The following is a 19,852-nucleotide window of genomic DNA, read 5'->3' as shown; positions in this document are numbered from 1 at the left end:
CCAGGAAGTGGGCACACGCTCGGGCGAACGGGTGAACTACTCGGAGTCGGTCGAGACCTCCGCCTCGTCCGCCGCCGGCAGTGGCGCGGTCGCCGCCTCGGCCGCGGCCTCGGTGTCGGCCACCAGCTCCGGCCCGCCCCACTGGCGGTCGCTCGCACCCATGCTGTGCTTGCCCATTCGCGTGCTCCCCTCGACTTCCGCCCGGCTGGTACCCACCACCCGGGCGCTTCACACATCCCCTGGAATCGCCGCTCCGGGAATGCGAAGATCCTTTGCCTATGCCCCAGCTCACCCACCGGGTCCGCGCCGGCTACGCGATGGGCTCCTTCGTCACCGGCGCGTTCGGCACCGTGCCCGGCCTGCTCCTGCTGCCGTACCTGACCGACGGCCTGGCCGTGCCCGCCGCCGTCGCGGGGCTGCTGGTGCTCGCGCCGAAGGCGTGGGACGTGCTGCTCAACCCGGTTGCGGGCCGGGTCAGCGACCGGGCGGGCGCCCGTCGACCGTTCCTGCTGCGCGGCGGGGCCACCGTAGCGGTGCTGTTCGCGGCCTTGTTCGCCGGTCCTTTCACGGGTGCGTCGGGCGCCGTGTACGTGGCGTTGGTGTTCATGGCCTGCGCCACGGCCTTCGCGTTCTTCCAGGTGCCCTACGTCGCGATGGCCGCCGAGATCACCGAGGACTACGACGAGCGCACCCGGCTGATGGCGTGGCGGATGGCGTTCCTGGCGCTCGCCATCCTGGTCAGCGGCGCGGGCGCGCCCGCCGTGCGTGATCTCGCGGGCGGCTACTGGGCGGTGGGCGCGGCGGTCGGCGTGCTGATCCTCGCGGGCACGCTGGCGACCGTCGTCGGGACGCGCGGGGTGCCGGTGTCGCGCCGGGCCCCCACCGCGGCCACCCCGCGTGAACTGGTGGCGGCGGTGCGCGGGTCGCGGCCGTTCCGCCTGCTGCTGACCGTGTTCGTGGTGCAGGCCGTCGGTCTGGGCACGATGTTGGCGGGCGTCGACTACTTCGCCCGGCTCGTGCTGGGCGACCAGGGACTCCAGGCGCTGCTGTTCGTCGGCTTCGTCGGACCGGCGCTGGTGGTCATGCCGCTGTGGCAACGCGTCGGCAGGCGGCGCGGCAAGCGGTACGGGCTGGTCGCGGCCTCGCTGCTGTACGCGGCGGGCATGGCCGGGCTGATCGCGGCCCGCTCGGCGCCGGTCGGGGTCGTGCTGGGACTGGTGGCCGTCGGCGGCGTCGGCTACGCCGGGATGCAGGTGTTCCCGATGGCCATGCTGCCGGACGTGATCACCGCCGAGGAACGCGGCGGCGACGCGCGTGCCGGGCTGTTCTCCGGCGTGTGGACGGCGGGCGAAACGCTCGGCCTCGCGCTCGGCCCCGGCGTGTACGGCCTGGTGCTCGCGCTCGGCGGGTACGTCGCGAGCACCGGCGGCGCCGCACCCCAGTCACCCGGCGCGGTGCTCGCCGCGCTCATCGGGTTCACCGCCATCCCGGCCGTGCTGGCCGTCGTCGCACTGCCGCTGCTGCCCCGCGAGGAGACCGCATGACCGCGCCCGAAGACGTGCTGGCCGAACTGCGCGCGCTGCGTGCCGGCGACCTGCCGACCCACGGCGGCCGGACGCTGGCCTACGTCTACGACAGCGCGCTGCCCGGCCTGGACGACCTCGCGGCGCGGGCGCACGCGCTGGCGTCCTCGGCGAACGGCCTGGACCCGACCGCGTTCCCGAGCCTGCTGGAGCTGGAGAACGACGTGGTCGCCGCCGCGGCACGCCTGCTCGGCGGCGGCGTCGGCACGGTCACCTCCGGCGGCACGGAGTCGTGCCTGCTGGCCGTGCTGGCGGCACGCGACTCGCGGCCGGAGGTCACCACGCCGTCCGTGGTGCTGCCGGAGACCGCGCACGCGGCGTTCCACAAGGCAGCGCACTACTTCGGGGTCCGGCTGGTGACCGTGCCGGTGGACCCCGCGACGTTCCGCGCCGACCCGACCGCGATGGCCGCCGCCATCACCGACGACACGGTGCTGGTGGTCGTCAGCGCGCCTTCGTACGCGCACGGCGTCATCGACCCCGTCGCCCCGATCGCCGCCGCCGCAGCGGCTCGCGGCGTCCGCTGCCACGTGGACGCGTGCATCGGCGGTTGGGTGCTGCCGCACGCCGACGTCGCGCCGTTCGACTTCTCCGTGCCGGGTGTCACCAGCATCTCCGTGGACCTGCACAAGTACGCGTACTGCCCGAAGGGCACGTCGGTGCTGTTGCACGCCAACGCCGACCTGCGCCGCCCGCAGTTCTTCGCCGCCGCCGACTGGCCGGGCTACACGATGCTCAACACCACCACCCAGTCCACCCGCTCGGGAGGTCCGTTGGCCGCCGCGTGGGCCGTGCTGCGGCACATCGGCGACGACGGCTACCGCACTTTGGCCCGGCGGGCGTTGGACAGCGCCCACCGCGTCCGGGAGGGCGTCGCCGGTATCGACGGCCTGCGCGTGCTGGGTGAACCCGAGTCGACGCTGCTCGCCGTCACCGCCACGCGTGACGACTTCGACGTGTTCACGGTGGCCGACGAGATGCGTGCCCGCGACTGGTACGTGCAGCCGCAGTTCGCCCACGGCTCCTCCCCCACCAACCTGCACCTGACGGTGACCGCCGCGAACGCGGGCGGTGAGGCGGAGTTGCTGGCCGACCTGCGTGACTCGGTGCGCGCGGCGACGGCCGCCGGTCCGGTGCGGGTCGCGCCCGAGGTGGTGGCGGCGATCGGCGCGCTGGACCCGGACACCCTGTCGCCGCGGGAGTTCGCCGGTCTGCTCGCGGCGGCCGGGCTGGGTGGCGGCGCGGTGCTGCCGGAGCGCATGGCGACCGTGAACGCGCTGCTCGCCGCCGCGCCACCCGCGTTGCGCGAGCGGTTGCTCGTGGAGTTCCTGGGCGTGTTGCACTCCTGACCGGTGGGCCGGTCGGCGCAAACCGGTTTGCGCCGACCGGCGGTCGGTTGCGAAGGTTCCGGCATGAGCGAGTGGCAGGTGCTGATGCTGGGTGGCGCGTCGGGCAGCGGCAAGAGCGCGTTGTCCTACCCGGTGGCGCGGGCGCGGGGCGCCGCGCTGGTGGAGGTGGACGACCTCGTCGAGGCGGTCCAGGCCATGACGACGGCCGAGCAGCAACCCGCCCTGCACCACTGGCTGCGGCACTCGGCCGCGGACCTGACGGCGGAGCAGGTGCGCGTCGCCCAGGTCGCGATCGGCCACGCCCTCGCCCCGGCGCTGGAGGCGGTGATCACCAACCACCTGGAGACCGCCATGCCGCTGGTGCTGGAGGGCGACTACCTGCTGCCCGAGTTCTGCGCGAAGTGGGTCGGCGACGACGTGCGGGCGGTGTTCGTGCACGAGCCGGACGCCGCGTGGCTGGAGGGCAACTACGCGCGGCGCGAACCGGAGTCGGGTGCGCAGCGCAAGCGCGCCCGCGACAGCGCGCACTACGGCGACTGGCTGGCCGCCGAGGCGCTGCGGCACGGCCTGCCGGTGCTGACCGCGCGGCCGTGGTCGGACTCGGTGGACCGGTTGTCCGCACTGATCGCTTGAGGAAATCCGCAGTGGACCGGGTGGTCGACCTCATGGTCCGGTGCGGTGGCCGTCCGTAGCGTCGGGCCGGTGATGATCAAAACATTGGTGGCCGCGTCCCTGGTCGCCGGCAGCGTCGTCCCGGCTGGGCAACTGGACTCCTGGATCACCGACCACCGGGCTTCGGCCGCCTTGATGCGCGTGGAGGACGGCACCGGCGTGTCGTCGCACGCGGCGGGCGAGGCCCGGGTGGACGGGCACTTCCGCATCGGCAGCGTGACCAAGACGTTCGTCGCCACCGTTGTGCTGCAACTGGTGGACGAGGGCCGGGTGGCGCTCGACGACCCGATCTCCCGGTACGTCGACGGCGTGCCGGACGGCGCGGCGATCACCGTGCGCCAGGTGCTCGACCACACCAGCGGGCTCTACGACTACGCCCACGAGCGGGACTGGTCCACGAACCGCTGGCGCGGCACCGCGCGGTTCCGCTCCTACCAGCCGCGTGAGCTGCTGGACGTCGCCTTCGGCCACCCGGCGAACTTCCCGCCCGGCACGAGTTGGCGGTACTCCAACACCAACTACGTCGTGGCCGGTCTGCTCATCGAGCGGGTCACCGGGCGGCCGTACGGCGTGGAGGTCGGCCGTCGCGTCATCGAACCGCTGGGCCTGCGGCACACCAGCGTGCCCGGCAACCGCCCGTGGCTGCCCCACCCCCACGCACGGGGCTACACCGAGGTCGACGGCCGCCTGGTCGACGCCACGCTGATGAACCCGTCCCTGGACTGGGCCGCGGGCGAGATGATCTCCACCGCCGAGGACCTGAGCCGGTTCCTCGACGCGCTCCTCGGCGGGAGGCTGCTCAGCCCCGCGTCGCTCGCGGCCATGCGCACCACCCAGTCGACCGGCTCGATCTTCGCGTACGGCTTGGGTTTGCAGCGCTTCGACCTGCCGTGTGGACGTTCGGTGTGGGGTCACGGCGGTGAACTGATCGGCTACCTCACCTACGCGCTCCGCGACGACGACGGCAAGCGCGCGGTGCTGTCCTACAACCCGCTTCCCGGTGGCGTGCCGGGGGAAGAACTCATCCGGTTGTTCAGCTCCGTGTACTGCCCGCCGTCGCCAGTGCGCGCGCCATCGTCGTGACGTCCGCGGGCGGCGCGGTTCCCGCGCCTTTGGTGGGATGAGTTCATCGGGCAGGGTGCGAGGCAGACAGGCGGCCGGGGTCGAAGACACGTGCCATCGTCAAGGCACTGCGGCGGCGGCTCATGAGCCGGCTGGAGAGCACCGCGAGCCGGTTGAGCCGCCCGTCGATGACGGTCGGGCCGGGATCCCGTCGATCGAGGTGGTCCAGTGCGGTCGCGACGACGTCCTCGGGCGTACGCAGCCTCCCGGCGGTCAGCACCCGGGCGTCCGGTCCCATCCCGGTCGTGAACTCGGTGGCGGTGGCACCGGGTGCGACGGCGAACGCTGTGACGCCCGTACCGCGCAGCTCCGTCCACAGTGACACCAGCGCTGATCATTCCGGGCAGGAACGCCGCCGTCAGCCACACCGGTGCCACCACGTCAACGGCGATCTCGGCGGCGAGGGTTTCGCTGTCCGCTTCGGTGAACGGAGCGAACGACCCGATCCCCGCGTTGTTGATCAGGCTGGTGACGTGGACGCGCCGCGCGAAGGCGGCTCCGAGCCCGGAACTCGCTCCGGTGAGCAGTACGGTTTGTGCGCGGTGGTTGACGGTCATGTGTTCAGCAAACGGACTGCCGTTGGTCTCGTCCAAGACCTGTTTCGCACCGGCGTGATGCGGGAGTCGCATCACGCCGGTGTTCACGAGTCGCGGGCGAGAAGGCTCTCGGCGAAATGGACGAACTCCGGGACGAGGGGGTTGGTGTCCGCGGCGCGGGTGGCGACGACCACTTGGCAGGGCTCGATCCCGTGGAGGGGAACGGCGACCAGGTCGGGTCGCAGGGTGAAACGCCGGTCGTGGGCCGGGATGACGGCGATGGCCGTGCCCTCGACGATGGCTTCGAGTTTGTCGTCGTAGGTCTCGGCCACGGTCGGGCCGAGCGGGGCGGGTTCGTTGTCCGGCCGGGGTTCGAGCCGCCAGAAGCCGGTCCAGTCGGCGCCCATGCCCGTACAGCCGACGAGTGGTTCCGCGGCGATGTCGGCGGCGGCGACCGACTCCTTGCCGGCAAGGCGGTGGGAAGCGGACATGAGCAGGAACCGGGGCTCGGTGTAGAGAACCGTCAGGTCGAGTTCCGCTGTCGGGATCGGCAGCGGTGCGCGGATGACCAGGGCGTCGACGCGCCGGTCGAGGAGGGCGCCGGCGGCCTTCGAGTCGAGGTGGCGGGTCTGGACGTGGGCGTCGGGGTGGCGGCGGCGCAGGCCGCGTACGGCGGGCGTGATGACCAGGTCGTCGACGTACCCGACCGTGACGGTGTGTGCGGGTGCCGCGGCGCGTGCGGTGAGAACCGCGTTCCGGGCGCCGTGCAGCAGCCGCTGCGCTTCGGGCAGGAACGCCGCACCGGCCGCGGTGAGCCGGCTGCCCTGGGTGGTGCGCTCCAGCAGGCGCACGCCGAGGGTGTTCTCCAGCCGCTGGATCTGACGGCTCAGCGAGGGCTGAGCGACCCGCAACTCCTCGGCGGCGCGGGCGAAGTTCAGGTGCTCGGCGACGACCGCGAAGTAACGGACCAGCCTCAGGTCCAGGTCGGGAAGCATGTACGCAGCGTACTCGTCATGCGGATGCGGCATGACGACGTGCGGAACCGGTCTTGGACGGCTGTCCCGGCCCCTGCTGTCCTCGTCGCTATGACCATCGTGTTCGTCAACGGCGTTCCCCTGACTCCCGCGGTGTGGAGCCCACTGATCAGCGAGTTGCCCGAATCGCGGCAGCGGGAGACGGTCCTGCTCCCCCCTCCCGGCTTCGGGGCGCCGCTGCCCTCCGGATTCGGGGCGACCATCTTCGACTACCGGGACTGGCTGATCGACGAGCTGTCCCGCTTCGACACACCTGTGGATCTCGTCGGCCACAGCCTCAGCGGAGGCTACGTGCTGGAGGTGGCGATGAGCCGTCCCGACCTGCTGCGCAGCTGGGTCAGCGACACCATCGGGGGTTACGAACCGGGCTACGTCTGGCACGAGATCGCGAAGCTCTGGCAGACACCGGGCGACGGGGAACGCCACGTCGAGGAACTCTTCGCCGGGGACAACCGGGACCGGGTGGGGCGCATGGTCGAGTGGGGCATTCCCGAGCCGACGGCCGGCGAGGTGGCGGCAGGTCAGGGGCCGGAAATGGGCAAGGCCATCCTCGCGCTGTACCGGTCCATTCCCCCGGAGGTCCTGCTCGAACGCGGCCGAGCCCTGCCCACGGCCGCTGCCAGACCCGGACTGGTTCCCGTCGCCACCGAGGACCACACAGGCGGCAGCGTCACTCTCCGCCACCGCGCCGCCCGACGTGCCGGCGCTCGCGCCGTCGACCTCGACGGAATCGGTCACTGGTGGATGCTGCAAGACCCGGCGCGGGCGGCACGCGTGCTGACGGAGTTCTGGGACAGCCTGTGACGAATCCCCACGCGCCACCCCTTCTGCTCGCGTGTGCTCTTAGGTCTAGTGCGGCTGAGTCGGTGCCGGAGCACCCGATCCGAAGGCTGATCCGGCCGACGTGACGATTCGCTAGACCTGGAGGGCTGCCCGGTCGATGGCCGAACTTGGCTCCTGCGGGTGCCCCTACGACACGCCCTGCCAGCACAACACGGCAAAGAAGGTGCTTCCATGACGCTAAAGCAGGTCATCCCGAGATATCCGTGCGAAGTTCGCCTTCACTCGGCGAGGACTGTCTCACCACTCGTGCAGTCGTTGGCGCCACCACGCATCAGCATGCCAGGAGCTGATCGAACTCGCCGTCGGGTCGGGCAGGGTCCTTCGTCTGAACTCATCATCGAGTGGTGCAACGATTCTGCGCAGTTCGACGCGGGCGCTGCGTGGCAGTGCTCGCAGAGCGGCTTCCAGATCGTCACGGGCGAAGACCGGATCACAGCACGGGCAGTCGGCCCGCGGAACGTACAGCCAGCGGCCAGGCCGGCGCAGGAAGCGTCGATACCCGTCAAGCGCTTGGAAGACGCTTCCGGCCCACTCCGCGATCTCAATGGCGGTCTGCGTTCTCCGGCTGACACCGGGAATCTGAATCACCGATCCGCGATCACGGGTCTCAGCTCGATCGGCGCGCACAGCGCCGGGCCTCCTACGAGGCATTGCCCCTTGGGGTCGACATCATGTCGCCATGATGCCACACCTGCTGCTGAGCGGCGCCATCCAATTCGATCAACCACCGGGCTCGCGAGCCTCGGCTTGGCGCGGATAAGCACGAGCAAGCGAAGGTGCAGCGACGGGCACCCCGTCGCCGCGGTGGTGGGCGCGCCGACAACGCAACCCGCGGCATCGCGTTCGGCTGTCCGCTCGACCAACGCGCGGGATGTCGCGCCGGTCTTCTCTGCCGCAGTCGAGGAGGTTGGCGTGGGATTACGGATTCCGTCGGCCTCGCGGGAGTGGACAGGCGGAGATCCGGCAAGGCATGTCGTCTGGTCCGACGCGGTGGAGAGCGGGCACATCGCGCGTGCTTACCGGAAGGTGCCCACCCTGCCGTTGTCCGCGCGGACCAGAGCACTGCGAAACCGACCTCGTCATACCCGGGAGTTGTAGGCCGTGGCGGGATGGTCGTTGACGCTGCTGTCCTGGATTTCCGTGGACCTGGACAACGCCGACGCCGCCGACGCCCACGGACGGGCCGCGCGGGTGTGCGCCACCCGGCACACCGCGTCGTTCTGGCGGGGCGACTACCTCGCCGCCGCCCGACACGCCGCCGAGGGGCTGCGCCACACTGGCACCGCGGAGCTGTTCCTGTCCAGCGCGCTGGCGGTGGATCTCGCGCGGGCCGGCGAGGGCAGGCGCTGCTGCGGGCGCAGCACGTCACCGAGACCGCGCACCCGCCGACGAACACCGCCACCGCAGCTCCGAACGCATGACGCGCCTGCAACAGGTCAAGGCGCACCTGGTGCTCGGCGACCTCGCCGCGGCGGAGACCGCGCTGCGGCCGGTGCTCGACACCCCGGCCGTCCACCGCGTCCGTCCAGATCCTCCCCCGCCAACACCGTGTCGGCCCGTTCCGCGGTCCTACGACCCCCACGACTTCGACGCCGGCGACCCCGTCAACAAAGCTCACCGCGGGAACCACCGCCCTGTACGGCATCTGCACCGTCGTACTGCTCAGCCTCGGTGCCTCCCCCGCGCTCGGCATCAGTTCTCCCCGCGCAGCGGGGATGGGTCCTCCTTCACCGTGCCGTCGACGGGAGGACCGGAGTCAGGAAGATCTGGACAGACGCTGCCGTCGTGTGGTGCCGCGAATATCGATTATTCGTTCGGTGCCGACACCCAGCCCACCGACGCCGATCGGCTTCCCCGACCGACTGCTTGCACCTTGGCCCGCCCAGGGGCTGGCCCACCTGGCACCGATGCCACCAACACCGAGCCCAACCGTTGCCGTTGCGCGTCGTCGTCGCCTACGGCGTCTCGGCACTGCTCGCCGTGCCGCCCTGGGCACGGGGTGGATTGTCACTCGCGGCGTGGCGGACCTCGCACGGTGATCAACAGCCAGCACAAGCGACCGGCGTACGCTGGATGGACCGCCGCGAACCACGGAGATCCCCATGGCCGACACCACCGCGCCCAACCGGACCACCCGCTCCCCCGGCGCGAACCGGCGGCGGATCGGGTTCGGGGTGGTGTTGTTCGTCATCACCACGTTGTTGTTCTGGGTGCCGTGGACGGGTTTGCTCGCCCCGGGCGCGCAGTGGCCGCGGGGTGTGGTGGTTGCCGGCACCGCGCTGATCGCCGTCGCGTACGTGGCGTTCCCGTTCCTGCTCATCCGCGCCCTCGGCCGCCATTCCGACCGCGCCGCGCGGATCGCCCTGCCGTTGCTGGGTATCGCGTGGATCGCGTTCGCGTGGACGATCGCCACCCACGTGCTGCGGCTCGTCCTCGCGCTGGCGGGTGTCGAGAACCCGTTGCGCGGCAGGGTGATCGCCGTTCTGCTGGTGGTGATCGTGGCAACCCTCGCCCTGCACGGCCACCGCGTCGCCATGCGCGTGCCACCCGTGCGCCGAGCCGACGTGGTGCTGCCACGCCTGGACAAGGCGTTCGACGGCCTCACCATCGCCGTGCTGGCCGACACGCACTACGGCCCCATCGACCGCACCCGGTGGTCACGTGGCCTGGTGGCCGCGGTGAACGAGCTGGACGCGGACGTCGTCGTGCACGTCGGCGACCTGGCCGACGGCACGGTGGAGCAACGGCGCGGGCAGACGGCTCCGCTGGCGGAAGTGCGAGCGGCGCGGCGGTTCTACGTTTCCGGCAACCACGAGTACCTGAGCAACGCGCAGGCGTGGCTGGAGCACATGGCCGAACTCGGCTGGACCGGCCTGCACAACCAGCACCGGGTCCTCGAACGCGCCGGCGCACGACTGGTGTTCGCGGGCGTCGACGACATCACCGCCGCGCACTCCGGCGAGGCCGGTCACGGCGCGGACCTCGCGGCGGCGCTCGCGGGCGTGCGCCCGGACGACCCGGTGGTGCTGCTGGCCCACCAGCCGAGCGAGGTCGGCAAGGCGGTGGCGGCCGGGGTGGACCTCCAGCTGTCCGGCCACACCCACGGCGGCCAGATCTGGCCGTTCCACCTCCTGGTCCGCCTCCAGCAACCGGTGCTCTCCGGGCTGAGCACGCACGGCCCGCGGACACTGCTGTGGACCAGCCGCGGCGCGGGGTTCTGGGGTCCGCCGTTCCGCGTGTTCGCGCCCAACGAGATCTCGCTGCTCACCCTCCGCTCCGCCTGAGGCCGGCCGGGTAGATCGATTCCGACCACCGACGTAGAACATTTCCGGTACCGGGTGAACACGCCGCGTGACGACCCATAGTCAGCGCAAATAGTCCGCGACTCGTTTTCTAAATGACCGGTTCGACCGGTTGGCGGATTTCAACGATCGGCCCGCCGCGTAGCTTTTACGGACGGCAACCCGTCCCGCCGACGGAGGGCAGGAGATCGAGCGACATGGGCGTCGAGAACACCGAATCCACCCAATTCCTGGTCGTGCTGAACGACGAGGAGCAGCACTCGGTCTGGTTCGCCGACCGCGACCTCCCCGCGGGCTGGCGCGCCGAAGGCACGTCGGGTACCAGGCAGGAGTGCCTGGACCACATCGAGCGGGTCTGGACGGACCTGCGTCCGCGCAGCGTCCGCGAGCACCTCGCCGCACACGGCGACTGACCCCGTCGACCATTTAGCCGGCCCGGTTTTCCGGGCGGCTCCGGGCTGCCCGGAATAAGTCGCGAATTCCGGCGCGCGGGCGACCGGCACATTAGTGGGAGGCTTTGGTGGACACGTATCCGGCGGTCCGGGGCGCGCCCGCGCTGCCGCTGCAACGCGGAATGATCGCGGCCGGTCTGCGCGACCCGGCGGCGGGCACCGACGTCATCCAGTGCGTGCAGCGGTTCGCCGCGCCGTTCGACCGCGCGGCCTACCTGGCGGCGTGGCGGGGTGCCGTGCGACGGCACCCGGTGCTGCGCACGCGGTTCCGCTGGCGGCCCGACGGCGACGCCGAGCAGGTGCCCGGCCCGGCGTCGGACGTGCCGATCACCGCGGACGACTCGGTCACCGACCTGGCCGCGTTCCTCGCCGCCGACCGGCGGGCCGGGGTGGACCCGGTGAACGGCCCCCCGCTGCGGGTGCGCGCACTGCCCGGCAACGTGGTGGTGGCGACGTTCCACCACGCGATCCTGGACGGGCGGTCGCTCGCGATCCTGCTGTCCGAGATCGACGACGCGTACGCGGCCGGCGGCACGGCCGAGTTCGCGCCGCGCCCGGACTTCGCCGACTACGCGCGCTGGTACGCCGAGCGCACCGACCCCGCCGACCCGCGGGCCGTCGCGGACCGCCGGTTCTGGGCGACCGAGCTGTCCGGGCTGCCCGCGCCCGCACCGCTCCCGTTGGAGCACAACGGTTCCGACGCGCCGGTGATGGCCACCGCGACGGTCGAGCTGTCCACCGGGGAGACGACCGCGGTGCGCGTGCTGGCCGAGTCCGCGGGCGTCACGCCGAACACCGTCGTGCTCGCCGCGTGGGGCCTGCTGCTCGCCATGCACTCCGGTGCGGACGAGGCGGTGTTCGGCGTGACCCGCGCCGCCCGGCACGGTTCGACACCGGGCGCGGAGGACATGGTCGGCCTGCTGCTCGCCACCGTCCCGCTGCGCCTGCCGGTGCCGGGCGAGCGCGCGGTGGCGGACTGGCTGCGCGACGTGCGGGCGCGATCGGTCGCCGCGCGCGACCACCAGCTCACGCCGCTGCCGGAGATCCAGCACGCGGCGGGCCACGACGACCTGATGCGCAGCCTCGTGCTGTTCGAGCACCGCGAGATCAACACCGTGCTGTCCGCACGCCCGACCGCGCCGCCCGGACGGCACGTGGACATCCTGCGCAGCCCCGGTTACGCCCTGACGCTCTACGCGTTCGCCGAACCACGCCTGAGCCTGCGGCTCATCCACGACACCACCCGGTTCCCCGACTGGGCGCCCGACGCGCTGCTCACCCGGTACCGCGACCTGCTGGCGGGCTTGGCGCAGGCGCCGGACCGCCCGGTGCGCGAGCTGCTCGAACCACGTGGCGCGGAACGTACCCGGCTGCTGGAGCGGTGGAGCGGCGTGGCCGCGCTGACGGTGGACGCGACCGTGCCCGAGCTGTTCGCCGAGCAGGTGCGGCTGCGCCCGGACGCCGACGCGGTGCACGACTCGACCCGGTGGCTGAGCTACGCGGAACTGGACGCGCGGTCCAACCGCGTCGCCCACGCGTTGCTCGCGCGTGGCGCGCGGCCGGACCACCCCGTCGGGCTGGCGCTGCCGCGTGGCGCGGACCTGGTGACCGCCATGCTCGCCGTGCTCAAGACCGGCGCGGCGTACCTGCCGCTGGACCCCGGGAACCCGGCGGCGCGGGACGCGGTGGCGCTCACCGAGTCCGGTGCCGAACTGGTCGTCGTGGCCGAACCACGCGCACTGCCGGCCGGCGTGACCGCGCTGCGGCTGTCCGAACTGGACGGTCCGGCGACGCCCCTGCCGCCGGTCGCGCACCCGCTCGGCCTGGCGTACCTGAACTACACGTCCGGCTCGACCGGCCGGCCCAAGGGCGTGGCGGTGCCGCACCGGGGTGTGGCGCGCCTGGTGTGGGAGCCCTCGTTCGCGACCCTCGGCCCCGGCCGGACGACGCTGCACCTGTCGTCGACGGCGTTCGACGCCACGACGCTGGAGGTGTGGGGAGCGCTGCTGACCGGCGGCCGGGTGGCGCCCGCGCCGGACGGCGCGGCGGACCCGGCGGTGCTGGCGGAAGCGCTGCGCACGCACCGGGTCGACGTGCTGTGGCTGACCGCCGGGCTGTTCCACCAGCTCGCGGCGCACGCGCCGGACGTGCTCGCCGAAGTGGACCAGGTGCTGGCGGGCGGCGACGTGCTCCAGCCGGACGCCGTGCGCACCGCCCTGGTGGCCCGCGTGGGCAAGCCGGTGGTCAACGGCTACGGCCCCACCGAGAACACCACGTTCACCGCGTGCCACGTGCTCACCGACCCGGAGCGGGTCGGGGCGACCGTGCCGATCGGCACGCCGATCCGGGGCACGTCGGTGTACGTGCTGGACCGGCGGATGCGCCCGGTCCCGGTCGGCGTGCCCGGCGAGCTGTACACCGGTGGCGCGGGCCTGGCGCGCGGGTACTGGGGCGACGCCGCGCTGACGGCGGCGAAGTTCGTGCCCGACCCGTTCGCCACGACGCCCGGCGCGCGGCTGTACCGGACCGGCGACCTGGCCCGGTGGCGACCCGACGGCGTGCTGGAGTTCCTGGGCCGCGCCGACCGGCAGGTGAAGGTGCGTGGTTACCTGGTCGAGCCCGCCGAGGTGGAGGCGGCGTTGCGGGCCGCGGGCGCGGTGGAGGCCGCGGTGCTGCCGTCCGGTGACGACGACGCGCGGCACCTGGTGGCGTACGTGGTCGGCGCGACCGAGGACGACCTGCGCCGCGCGGTGGCGGACCGGCTGCCCGAGTACCTGCGCCCGGCGCGGTACGTGCCGCTGGACGCGTTGCCGCTCAACCGGTCCGGCAAGCTGGACCGGGCCGCCCTGCGCGCGACCAGGTCGGCCGGGCGGGCCGCGCCCGCCGCGGGCACGCAGCAGCGGTTGGCGAAGCTGTGGCACGCGCTGCTCGGCCACCCGGACGTCGCGCCCGGGGACGACTTCTTCGCGGTGGGCGGCAACTCGCTGCTCGCCGTGCGGATGGCGTTCCGGGTGCGCGAGGAGTTCGGCGTGGACGTGGCGGTGGCCGACCTGCACCGGGCCCGGACGCTCGCCGCGTGCGCCGAAGTCGTGGACCGCGCGCGGGCCGTGCGGCCGTCCGGTGGCATCACCCGGCGCGACCGCACCGCCTACCGGGTGCCCGCGCAACGCACGCCGGCGACCACCGTCCCCGACCACCTAGTGCTGCCGCGCGGCACCGGTGACTGGGCGGTGTGGCGGTGGGTCGAGCTGCGTGCCACGGGCTTCGGGATCGAGCCGCTGCTCGCCGTGGCCAGTCCGGACGCGGCACGCGCCGCCGAGGAGGTGCTGGCCGCCGAGGACGCGCTCGGGCAGGCCCGGTGGGGTGCTTTCCGGGTGCTGCGCGCCGTGGAGGACCGGACGACGGGCGAGCAGCGCTCGGCGCTGCGCCGGATCGGGCGGCTGATCCGCAAGGGCCGGTTCGCGGACGCGCTCGCCGCGCTGGGAGACGCGACACCCGGTGCCGGAACAGCGTCCGAAGTGGACGCCGCGGCAGCCGGCACCGCGCCGGGCGATCCGACTGGTTCAGCGCTCGAAGCGGAGTCGCTGGGCGACGTGGCGCGAGCCCTCACCGGAGCCGCGCGCGCCGCCGAGCGGCACGCCGCCGCGCTGGCCGACTACGCCGAGCGGTTCGAGGCGGGGCGGCGGGCAGCCGCCGAGGTGCTGCGCGAGGTGAGCGGCGACCCGAAGTTCCGGGAAGCCGTCGCGTGGCAGAACCCGCGTGCCCTCCAGACCGCCGTGGACGCGCTGCACGAGGCGTTGAGCGGGCGGCGCGGCGCCGAGCGCAACGTCGACTACCGGCGCTGGGAGCACACCGTCGTCAGCTACCTCCAGCGGTACTGCGCCAAGAACGACACCATCGGCTTCTTCGGCCCGGTCGGCTGGGCTCGGATCGAGGACGACGCGACCGAACCGCTGCGGTTCCGGCCCGGCCCCGGCCTGGTCGACCAGCGGACCACGTACCTGGAGAACTGGGCGGTGCAGCGGCTCGCCGAGGCGCTGACCGACGACGAGGTGCGGCCGTGGGCCGTGCCGCGGCGGATGCCGTTCCTGGCGGTGACGGGCGATCTCCTGCACGTGCCGCTGGCCGAGCCGATCCGGCTGCCGCCGCTGGAGGCCGCCGTGCTCGCCGCGTGCGACGGCAGCACCCCGGCCCACGCCATCGCGGGCCGGATCGGCGCGGAGCCGGACGCGGTGTTCGCCGTCCTGGACCGCCTGCGCCGGGCCAAGCGCATCGCGTGGACGCTGGAGGTGCCGCCGTCCGCGCTGGTGCCGGAGGACGCGTTGCGCGCGCAGGTCGACGCGATCGGCGACGCCGGTGTGCGGGCACGGGTCACCGCGGCGCTGGACGAGGTCGTCGCCGGGCGCGACGAAGTCGCCGCCGCCGCGGGCGATCCGGACGCCCTCGTGCGTGCCGTCGACGCCCTGCACGCCAGGTTCACCGCGCTGACCGGCACGGAGGCGGTGCGCCGACCCGGCCTGTTCTACGCGGGTCGCACGGTGGTGCACGAGGAGTGCCGCCGCGACCTGGAGGTCACCCTCTCCCCCGACCTGCTGGACACCCTGTGGCCCGCGCTGGAACCGGTGCTCGAAGCCGCGCGCTGGTTCACCTGCGCCGGTTCCGCGTTGTACGCGCGGGCGCTCAAGGACGTGTTCCGGGAGCACGGCGGCGGGCGCGGTCCGGTGCGGTTGGCGGACTTCTGGTTGTGGGCCAACGACACCATCTTCCGCTTGGACGACCGCGTGACCGGACGCCTGGTCACCGCGCTCCAGGAGCGGTGGGCCACGGCGATCGGCACGCACGACCCGGCCGCCCGCCACGTGCGGCGGTCCGTCGCGGACGTGCGGGACGCCGCGCTGGGGTTGTTCGCCGCGCCCCGGCCGGGGTGGCGGGGCGCGGTGCAGCACAGCCCGGACGTGCTGCTCGCCGCGCGTGACGCGGATGCCGTGCGGGCGGGCGATTTCCAGTGGGTGCTGGGCGAGGTGCACCCCGGCGTGAACACCATGCGGTCGGCGTTGTTCGTGTCGCAGCACCCCGACCCGGCGCAGTTGCGCACGGCGATGGCACGCGACATGGGCGGGCCGCGGGTCGTCATGGGCGCCACCCGCGAGGAGGGCGGCACGCCGCAGCGGCTGGCCGACGCGCTGGTGCTGCCGGAGGACCTGCGGATCGCGTACGGCCACGACTCGTGCGGCTCGGACCTGGCGGGCGCGGTGCCGGTCGGCGAGTGCGAGGTGGTGGAGGAGGGCGGCCGGCTGCGGGTGCGCAGCCGGGACGGCCGGGTGGACCTGGACCTGCCCGAACTGCTCGGCGAGCAGGTGATGGGTCAGCTGGTGCAGCGGTTCCGGCTGGTGCCCGCGGGCGAGCACACGCCGCGGGTGAGCCTGGACCGGCTGGTCGTGGTGCGGGAGAGCTGGCAGCTGCCCGCGGCCCGCACGCGGTTCGCGTTCGCCGCCGACGAACCCGCCCGGTTCCTCGGCGCGCGGGCGTGGCGGCGCGAGCACGGGATTCCCCGGTTCGTGTTCGTGAAGAGCCCGATCGAGCACAAGCCGTTCTACGTGGACCTGGAGAGCGGTCCGTCGGTGGAGCTGTTCGCGCACGCGGTGCGTGCTTTGGAACGGGAACGGCCGGGTGCACCGGTGGCCGTCGGCGAGATGCTGCCCGGCCCCGACCGGTTGTGGCTCACCGACGCCAAGGGCAACCGGCACACGGCGGAGTTCCGGCTGGTCGCGGTCGACCGGCGTGGTTGGCGCAAGGGAGGAGCGCGGTGAGCACGGTGATCCCCGACGGGCGGGAGGTGTTCCGGTTCCCCGCCTCGTCCGGCCAGCGGCGGTTGTGGCTGCTGGACCAGCTCATGCCGGGCCCTGTCTACAACATCGGCTGGCGGGTGGCGCTGGACGGCCCGGTGGAGCCGGAGTCGCTGCACGGCGCGCTGAACGCCGTGGTCGCGCGGCACGAGGCGTTGCGGACCACGTTCGCGGCCGAGGACGGCGTTCCGGTGCAGGTGGTGACGACGGCGCGGCCGGTCGACCTGCCGGTGCGGGACGTGGCGGACGACGAGGTGGACGAGGTCGTGCGCGAGCTGGTGGAGCAGCCGTTCGACCTGCACGCCGGTCCACTGCTGCGGTCCGCGTTGCTGCGGCTGCCCGACCGGTGGGTGCTGGTGCTCGTGCTGCACCACAGCGTCGTGGACGGCTGGTCGTGCGACGTGCTGTTCGACGAGCTGGCCCGCTGCTACGCGGGTGAGGGCGACGCGCTGCCCGAACTGCCCGTCCAGTACCCGGATTACGCGGTGTGGCAACGGGAGCAGGTGGAGGCGGGCGCGTTCGCCGCCGACGCCCGCTACTGGCGGGAGGCGTTGCGGGACGTGCCGACCGTGCTGCCGCTGCCCGGCGACCGGCCCCGGCCCGCGACGCCCACCGGGCGCGGTGCGGAGCTGCGGCGCGAGCTGACCGCGGCGGACGGTTCGTTCGCGCGGTTGCTCGCGGTGTTCCAGTGCGTGCTGCACCGCGTGACCGGGCAGGCGGACTTCCTGGTGGCGACGCCGGTGGCCGCCCGGACCCGACCGGAGACCGAGGGGTTGGTCGGGTTCGTCGCGAACACCCTCCCGCTGCGTGCGACGTTCACGCCGGACACCACCGTCGGCGACGTCGTGCGTGCCGCCGAGGCGGCGACGGTGGCCGCGCTGGAGCACCAGGACCTGCCGTTCGAGCAGGTGGTGGAGCTGGTCGCGCCGGAGCGGGTGCTCGCCCACGCGCCGCTGGTGCAGGTGATGTTCGCGGTCCAGCCGCTGCCCGCCGCGCGGCACGCGGGCGCCGTCACCATGCGGCCGGAGCCGGTGCCGAACGGCGGCGCGAAGTTCGACCTGTTCCTGACCGTGGAGCGGGACGGCGACCGGTGGTTCGGGCGCTGGCAGTACGACTCGGCGTTGTTCGACGAGGCGACGATCTCCGCGCTGCACGACGTGTTCGCCGCCGCGGCGGCCGACGACGACCCGACCGCGCGGGTGGCCGAGCTGCCGCTGGTCGACCCGACGCCGGTGGTGCACGCGGACACCACCGCACCGGCGGACACCGCTCACGGCCTGGCGACCGCAGCACCGGCGGACACCGCTCATGGCCTGGTGTCCGCGGCGCTGGCGGCGCATCCCGACGCCGTCGCCGAGGGCGTCACGTGCGGGGAGGTCGACCGCGACGCCAACCGGCTGGCACACGCCTTGCTCGCCGCCGGGGCGCGTCCCGACCGCCCGGTGGCGTTGTGCCTGCGCCGCGGCGCGCCGACGATCACCGCCATCCTCGCCGCGTGGCGGGCCGGCGCGGGTTACCTGCCGCTGGACCCGTCGTGGCCGGCGGCACGCCTCGCCGCCATGGTCGCCGACGCGGGCGCGCCCGTGCTGGTCACCGACGCGCCGTCGCGGGCTGCGGTGGGCGGGCTCGCCGGGCCGTGGACCGAGGTCGACTTCGACACCGCCGAGGGCCCGGCGACACCACCCGACGCGGTGCCGCTGATCCCGGAATCCCTCGCCTACGTCATCTACACGTCCGGCTCCACCGGCCGCCCCAAGGGCGTCCAGGTCACGCAGGGCGGGCTGGCGGCGCTGCTGCGGGCGATGGACGCGCTGCTCGACCTGTCGCCCGCCGACCGGTGGGCGGCCATCAGCACACCGGCGTTCGACGTCTCGACGGTGGAGATGCTGGTGCCGCTGCTGCGCGGCGTGCCGCTGGTCGCCCTGGAGCCGTCGGACGTGGCGGACGGCGCGCTGCTGCGCCGGCGCATCGCGGAGTCCGGCGCGACCGTCGTGCAGGGCGGCCCGGCGGCGTGGCGGCTGGTGGTGGCGGCGGGCGGGGTGCCCGCCGGGGTCCGGTTGCGGGTGACCGGCGGCGAGGCGCTGAGCCGGGACCTGGCCGACGAACTCCAGTCCGGCGGGGCGACGTTGATCGACGGCTACGGCCCCACCGAGACCACCGTGTACTCGGCGGCCGGTGTCGTGCCGCCCGGTCCCGCGCCGATCCGGCTCGGCCCGCCGGTGCCCGGCACGGCGCTGCACGTGCTGGACCCGCTGCTGCGGCCGGTGCTGCCGGGTGTGATCGGCGAGCTGCACATCGGCGGCGCGGGCGTGGCGCGTGGTTACCAGGGACTGCCCCGGCTGACCGCCGACCGGTTCGTGCCCGACCCCTTCGGCGCGGGGCGGCTCTACGCGTCCGGCGACCTGGTCCGGCGGCGCGCGGACGGGCGGCTGGAGTTCCTGGGCCGCGCCGACCGGCAGGTGAAGGTGCGCGGGTTCCGCATCGAGCCCGGCGAGGTGGAGGCCGTGCTGCGGGCGCACCCGGACGTGGCGGACGCGGCCGTCACCACGTGGTCGGCGAGCGCGGAGGACGTGCGGCTGGTCGGGTACGTCGTGCTGCGCCCCGGCGGCGACCTGGCCGCGCTGCGCCCGCACCTGGCCACGCGGCTGCCGGAGTACCTGGTGCCCGGCGTGCTCACCGCGCTGGACGAGCTGCCGCGCACCGGCACCGGCAAGACCGACCGGGCCGCCCTGCCCGAGCCCGCCTGGTCCACCGAGGCGCCGGAACGCGTCGCTCCGCGTGACGAGAACGAGGCGCGGGTGGCCGACATCTGGCGGGACGTGCTGAGCATCCCGGAGGACGGGCCGCTCGGCGTGCACGACAACTTCTTCGCGCTGGGCGGCCACTCGTTGACCGCGACCCGGATGCTGGCCCGCGTCCGCGCGGCGCTGGGCGCGGACCTGCCGCTCGCGGCGTTGTTCGCCGCGCCGACCATCGCGGGCCTGTGCGCCGCGCTGGCCACGGCGGACGGCGGCACGCGTGGCCCGGCGCCGCTGCTGGACCAGCTCGACGACCTGTCCGACGCCGAGATCGACCGGCTGCTCGGCACGTTGAGCGACGACGACCGGTGATGG

The 19,852-nt window shown here is 73.6% G+C and carries 12 protein-coding genes and 1 pseudogene; 9 read left to right on the top strand and 4 right to left on the bottom strand.

Annotated elements, in window-relative coordinates:
• Positions 1 to 36: 36 nt before the first annotated feature.
• On the bottom strand, positions 37 to 177 hold the full coding sequence (locus KZQ38_RS12295) for a hypothetical protein (protein ID WP_219441306.1): 141 nt from the start codon (positions 175 to 177) through the stop codon (positions 37 to 39).
• A 101-nt stretch (positions 178 to 278) separates the two neighbouring features.
• Between KZQ38_RS12295 and KZQ38_RS12290 the strand changes: the two genes are divergently transcribed.
• The 4 genes from KZQ38_RS12290 to KZQ38_RS12275 all read left to right on the top strand — a co-directional run bounded on the left by KZQ38_RS12290 (position 279) and on the right by KZQ38_RS12275 (position 4,687).
• Positions 279 to 1,544, top strand: coding sequence for an MFS transporter (locus tag KZQ38_RS12290; RefSeq protein WP_219441304.1), 1,266 nt, complete (start codon positions 279 to 281; stop codon positions 1,542 to 1,544).
• The gene (locus KZQ38_RS12285) at positions 1,541 to 2,932 is read left to right on the top strand and encodes a pyridoxal phosphate-dependent decarboxylase family protein (RefSeq protein WP_219441302.1); all 1,392 of its coding nucleotides are present in this window, start codon (positions 1,541 to 1,543) and stop codon (positions 2,930 to 2,932) included. Before KZQ38_RS12290 ends, KZQ38_RS12285 begins: the two co-directional genes overlap by 4 nt.
• Before the next feature lie 63 nt (positions 2,933 to 2,995).
• The gene (locus tag KZQ38_RS12280; protein ID WP_257901209.1) at positions 2,996 to 3,565 is read left to right on the top strand and encodes a hypothetical protein; all 570 of its coding nucleotides are present in this window, start codon (positions 2,996 to 2,998) and stop codon (positions 3,563 to 3,565) included.
• A gap of 72 nt (positions 3,566 to 3,637) precedes the next feature.
• Positions 3,638 to 4,687, top strand: coding sequence for a serine hydrolase domain-containing protein (locus KZQ38_RS12275; RefSeq protein WP_219441832.1), 1,050 nt, complete (start codon positions 3,638 to 3,640; stop codon positions 4,685 to 4,687).
• A gap of 43 nt (positions 4,688 to 4,730) precedes the next feature.
• Here the strand turns inward: KZQ38_RS12275 and KZQ38_RS36075 are convergent, their stop codons facing one another.
• From KZQ38_RS36075 to KZQ38_RS12265, 3 genes and pseudogenes are all read right to left on the bottom strand, one after another.
• The gene (locus KZQ38_RS36075; protein WP_257901208.1) at positions 4,731 to 5,051 is read right to left on the bottom strand and encodes an SDR family oxidoreductase; all 321 of its coding nucleotides are present in this window, start codon (positions 5,049 to 5,051) and stop codon (positions 4,731 to 4,733) included.
• A 13-nt stretch (positions 5,052 to 5,064) separates the two neighbouring features.
• Positions 5,065 to 5,283, bottom strand: a pseudogene (locus KZQ38_RS37495) (SDR family NAD(P)-dependent oxidoreductase); the annotation flags it as partial.
• A gap of 83 nt (positions 5,284 to 5,366) precedes the next feature.
• Positions 5,367 to 6,257, bottom strand: coding sequence for a LysR family transcriptional regulator (locus KZQ38_RS12265; RefSeq protein ID WP_219441298.1), 891 nt, complete (start codon positions 6,255 to 6,257; stop codon positions 5,367 to 5,369).
• 90 nt (positions 6,258 to 6,347) lie between these two features.
• Here KZQ38_RS12265 and KZQ38_RS12260 point away from each other — a divergent pair, with 90 nt between their 5' ends.
• The 5 genes from KZQ38_RS12260 to KZQ38_RS12240 all read left to right on the top strand — a co-directional run bounded on the left by KZQ38_RS12260 (position 6,348) and on the right by KZQ38_RS12240 (position 19,849).
• Positions 6,348 to 7,100, top strand: coding sequence for an alpha/beta fold hydrolase (locus KZQ38_RS12260; protein WP_219441296.1), 753 nt, complete (start codon positions 6,348 to 6,350; stop codon positions 7,098 to 7,100).
• A 2,141-nt stretch (positions 7,101 to 9,241) separates the two neighbouring features.
• Positions 9,242 to 10,423, top strand: a complete 1,182-nt coding sequence (locus tag KZQ38_RS12255) for a metallophosphoesterase (RefSeq protein WP_219441294.1) — start codon at positions 9,242 to 9,244, stop codon at positions 10,421 to 10,423.
• A gap of 215 nt (positions 10,424 to 10,638) precedes the next feature.
• Positions 10,639 to 10,854 (top strand): MbtH family protein, encoded by a 216-nt coding sequence (locus KZQ38_RS12250; RefSeq protein ID WP_219441292.1) that lies wholly within the window; start codon positions 10,639 to 10,641, stop codon positions 10,852 to 10,854.
• A gap of 107 nt (positions 10,855 to 10,961) precedes the next feature.
• On the top strand, positions 10,962 to 16,703 hold the full coding sequence (locus tag KZQ38_RS12245) for a non-ribosomal peptide synthetase (RefSeq protein WP_219441284.1): 5,742 nt from the start codon (positions 10,962 to 10,964) through the stop codon (positions 16,701 to 16,703).
• Positions 16,700 to 19,849 (top strand): non-ribosomal peptide synthetase, encoded by a 3,150-nt coding sequence (locus tag KZQ38_RS12240; RefSeq protein ID WP_219441281.1) that lies wholly within the window; start codon positions 16,700 to 16,702, stop codon positions 19,847 to 19,849. Before KZQ38_RS12245 ends, KZQ38_RS12240 begins: the two co-directional genes overlap by 4 nt.
• Positions 19,850 to 19,852: the final 3 nt, after the last annotated feature.

Source organism: Saccharothrix obliqua, assembly GCF_019375475.1.
In the GTDB taxonomy this organism is placed as follows: Bacteria; Actinomycetota; Actinomycetes; order Mycobacteriales; family Pseudonocardiaceae; genus Actinosynnema; species Actinosynnema obliqua.
Note: the sequence above shows the minus strand (reverse complement) of the source record. Positions and strands in the feature narration are given on the sequence as shown.

Coding starts and splice junctions, on each gene's coding strand:
- KZQ38_RS12255 (WP_219441294.1), top strand. CDS start 9,242: ATGGCCGACACCACCGCGCCCAACCGGACCACCCGCTCCCCCGGCGCG.
- KZQ38_RS12290 (WP_219441304.1), top strand. CDS start 279: ATGCCCCAGCTCACCCACCGGGTCCGCGCCGGCTACGCGATGGGCTCC.
- KZQ38_RS12265 (WP_219441298.1), bottom strand. CDS start 6,257: ATGCTTCCCGACCTGGACCTGAGGCTGGTCCGTTACTTCGCGGTCGTC.
- KZQ38_RS12285 (WP_219441302.1), top strand. CDS start 1,541: ATGACCGCGCCCGAAGACGTGCTGGCCGAACTGCGCGCGCTGCGTGCC.
- KZQ38_RS12280 (WP_257901209.1), top strand. CDS start 2,996: ATGAGCGAGTGGCAGGTGCTGATGCTGGGTGGCGCGTCGGGCAGCGGC.
- KZQ38_RS12295 (WP_219441306.1), bottom strand. CDS start 177: ATGGGCAAGCACAGCATGGGTGCGAGCGACCGCCAGTGGGGCGGGCCG.
- KZQ38_RS12260 (WP_219441296.1), top strand. CDS start 6,348: ATGACCATCGTGTTCGTCAACGGCGTTCCCCTGACTCCCGCGGTGTGG.
- KZQ38_RS12275 (WP_219441832.1), top strand. CDS start 3,638: ATGATCAAAACATTGGTGGCCGCGTCCCTGGTCGCCGGCAGCGTCGTC.
- KZQ38_RS12250 (WP_219441292.1), top strand. CDS start 10,639: ATGGGCGTCGAGAACACCGAATCCACCCAATTCCTGGTCGTGCTGAAC.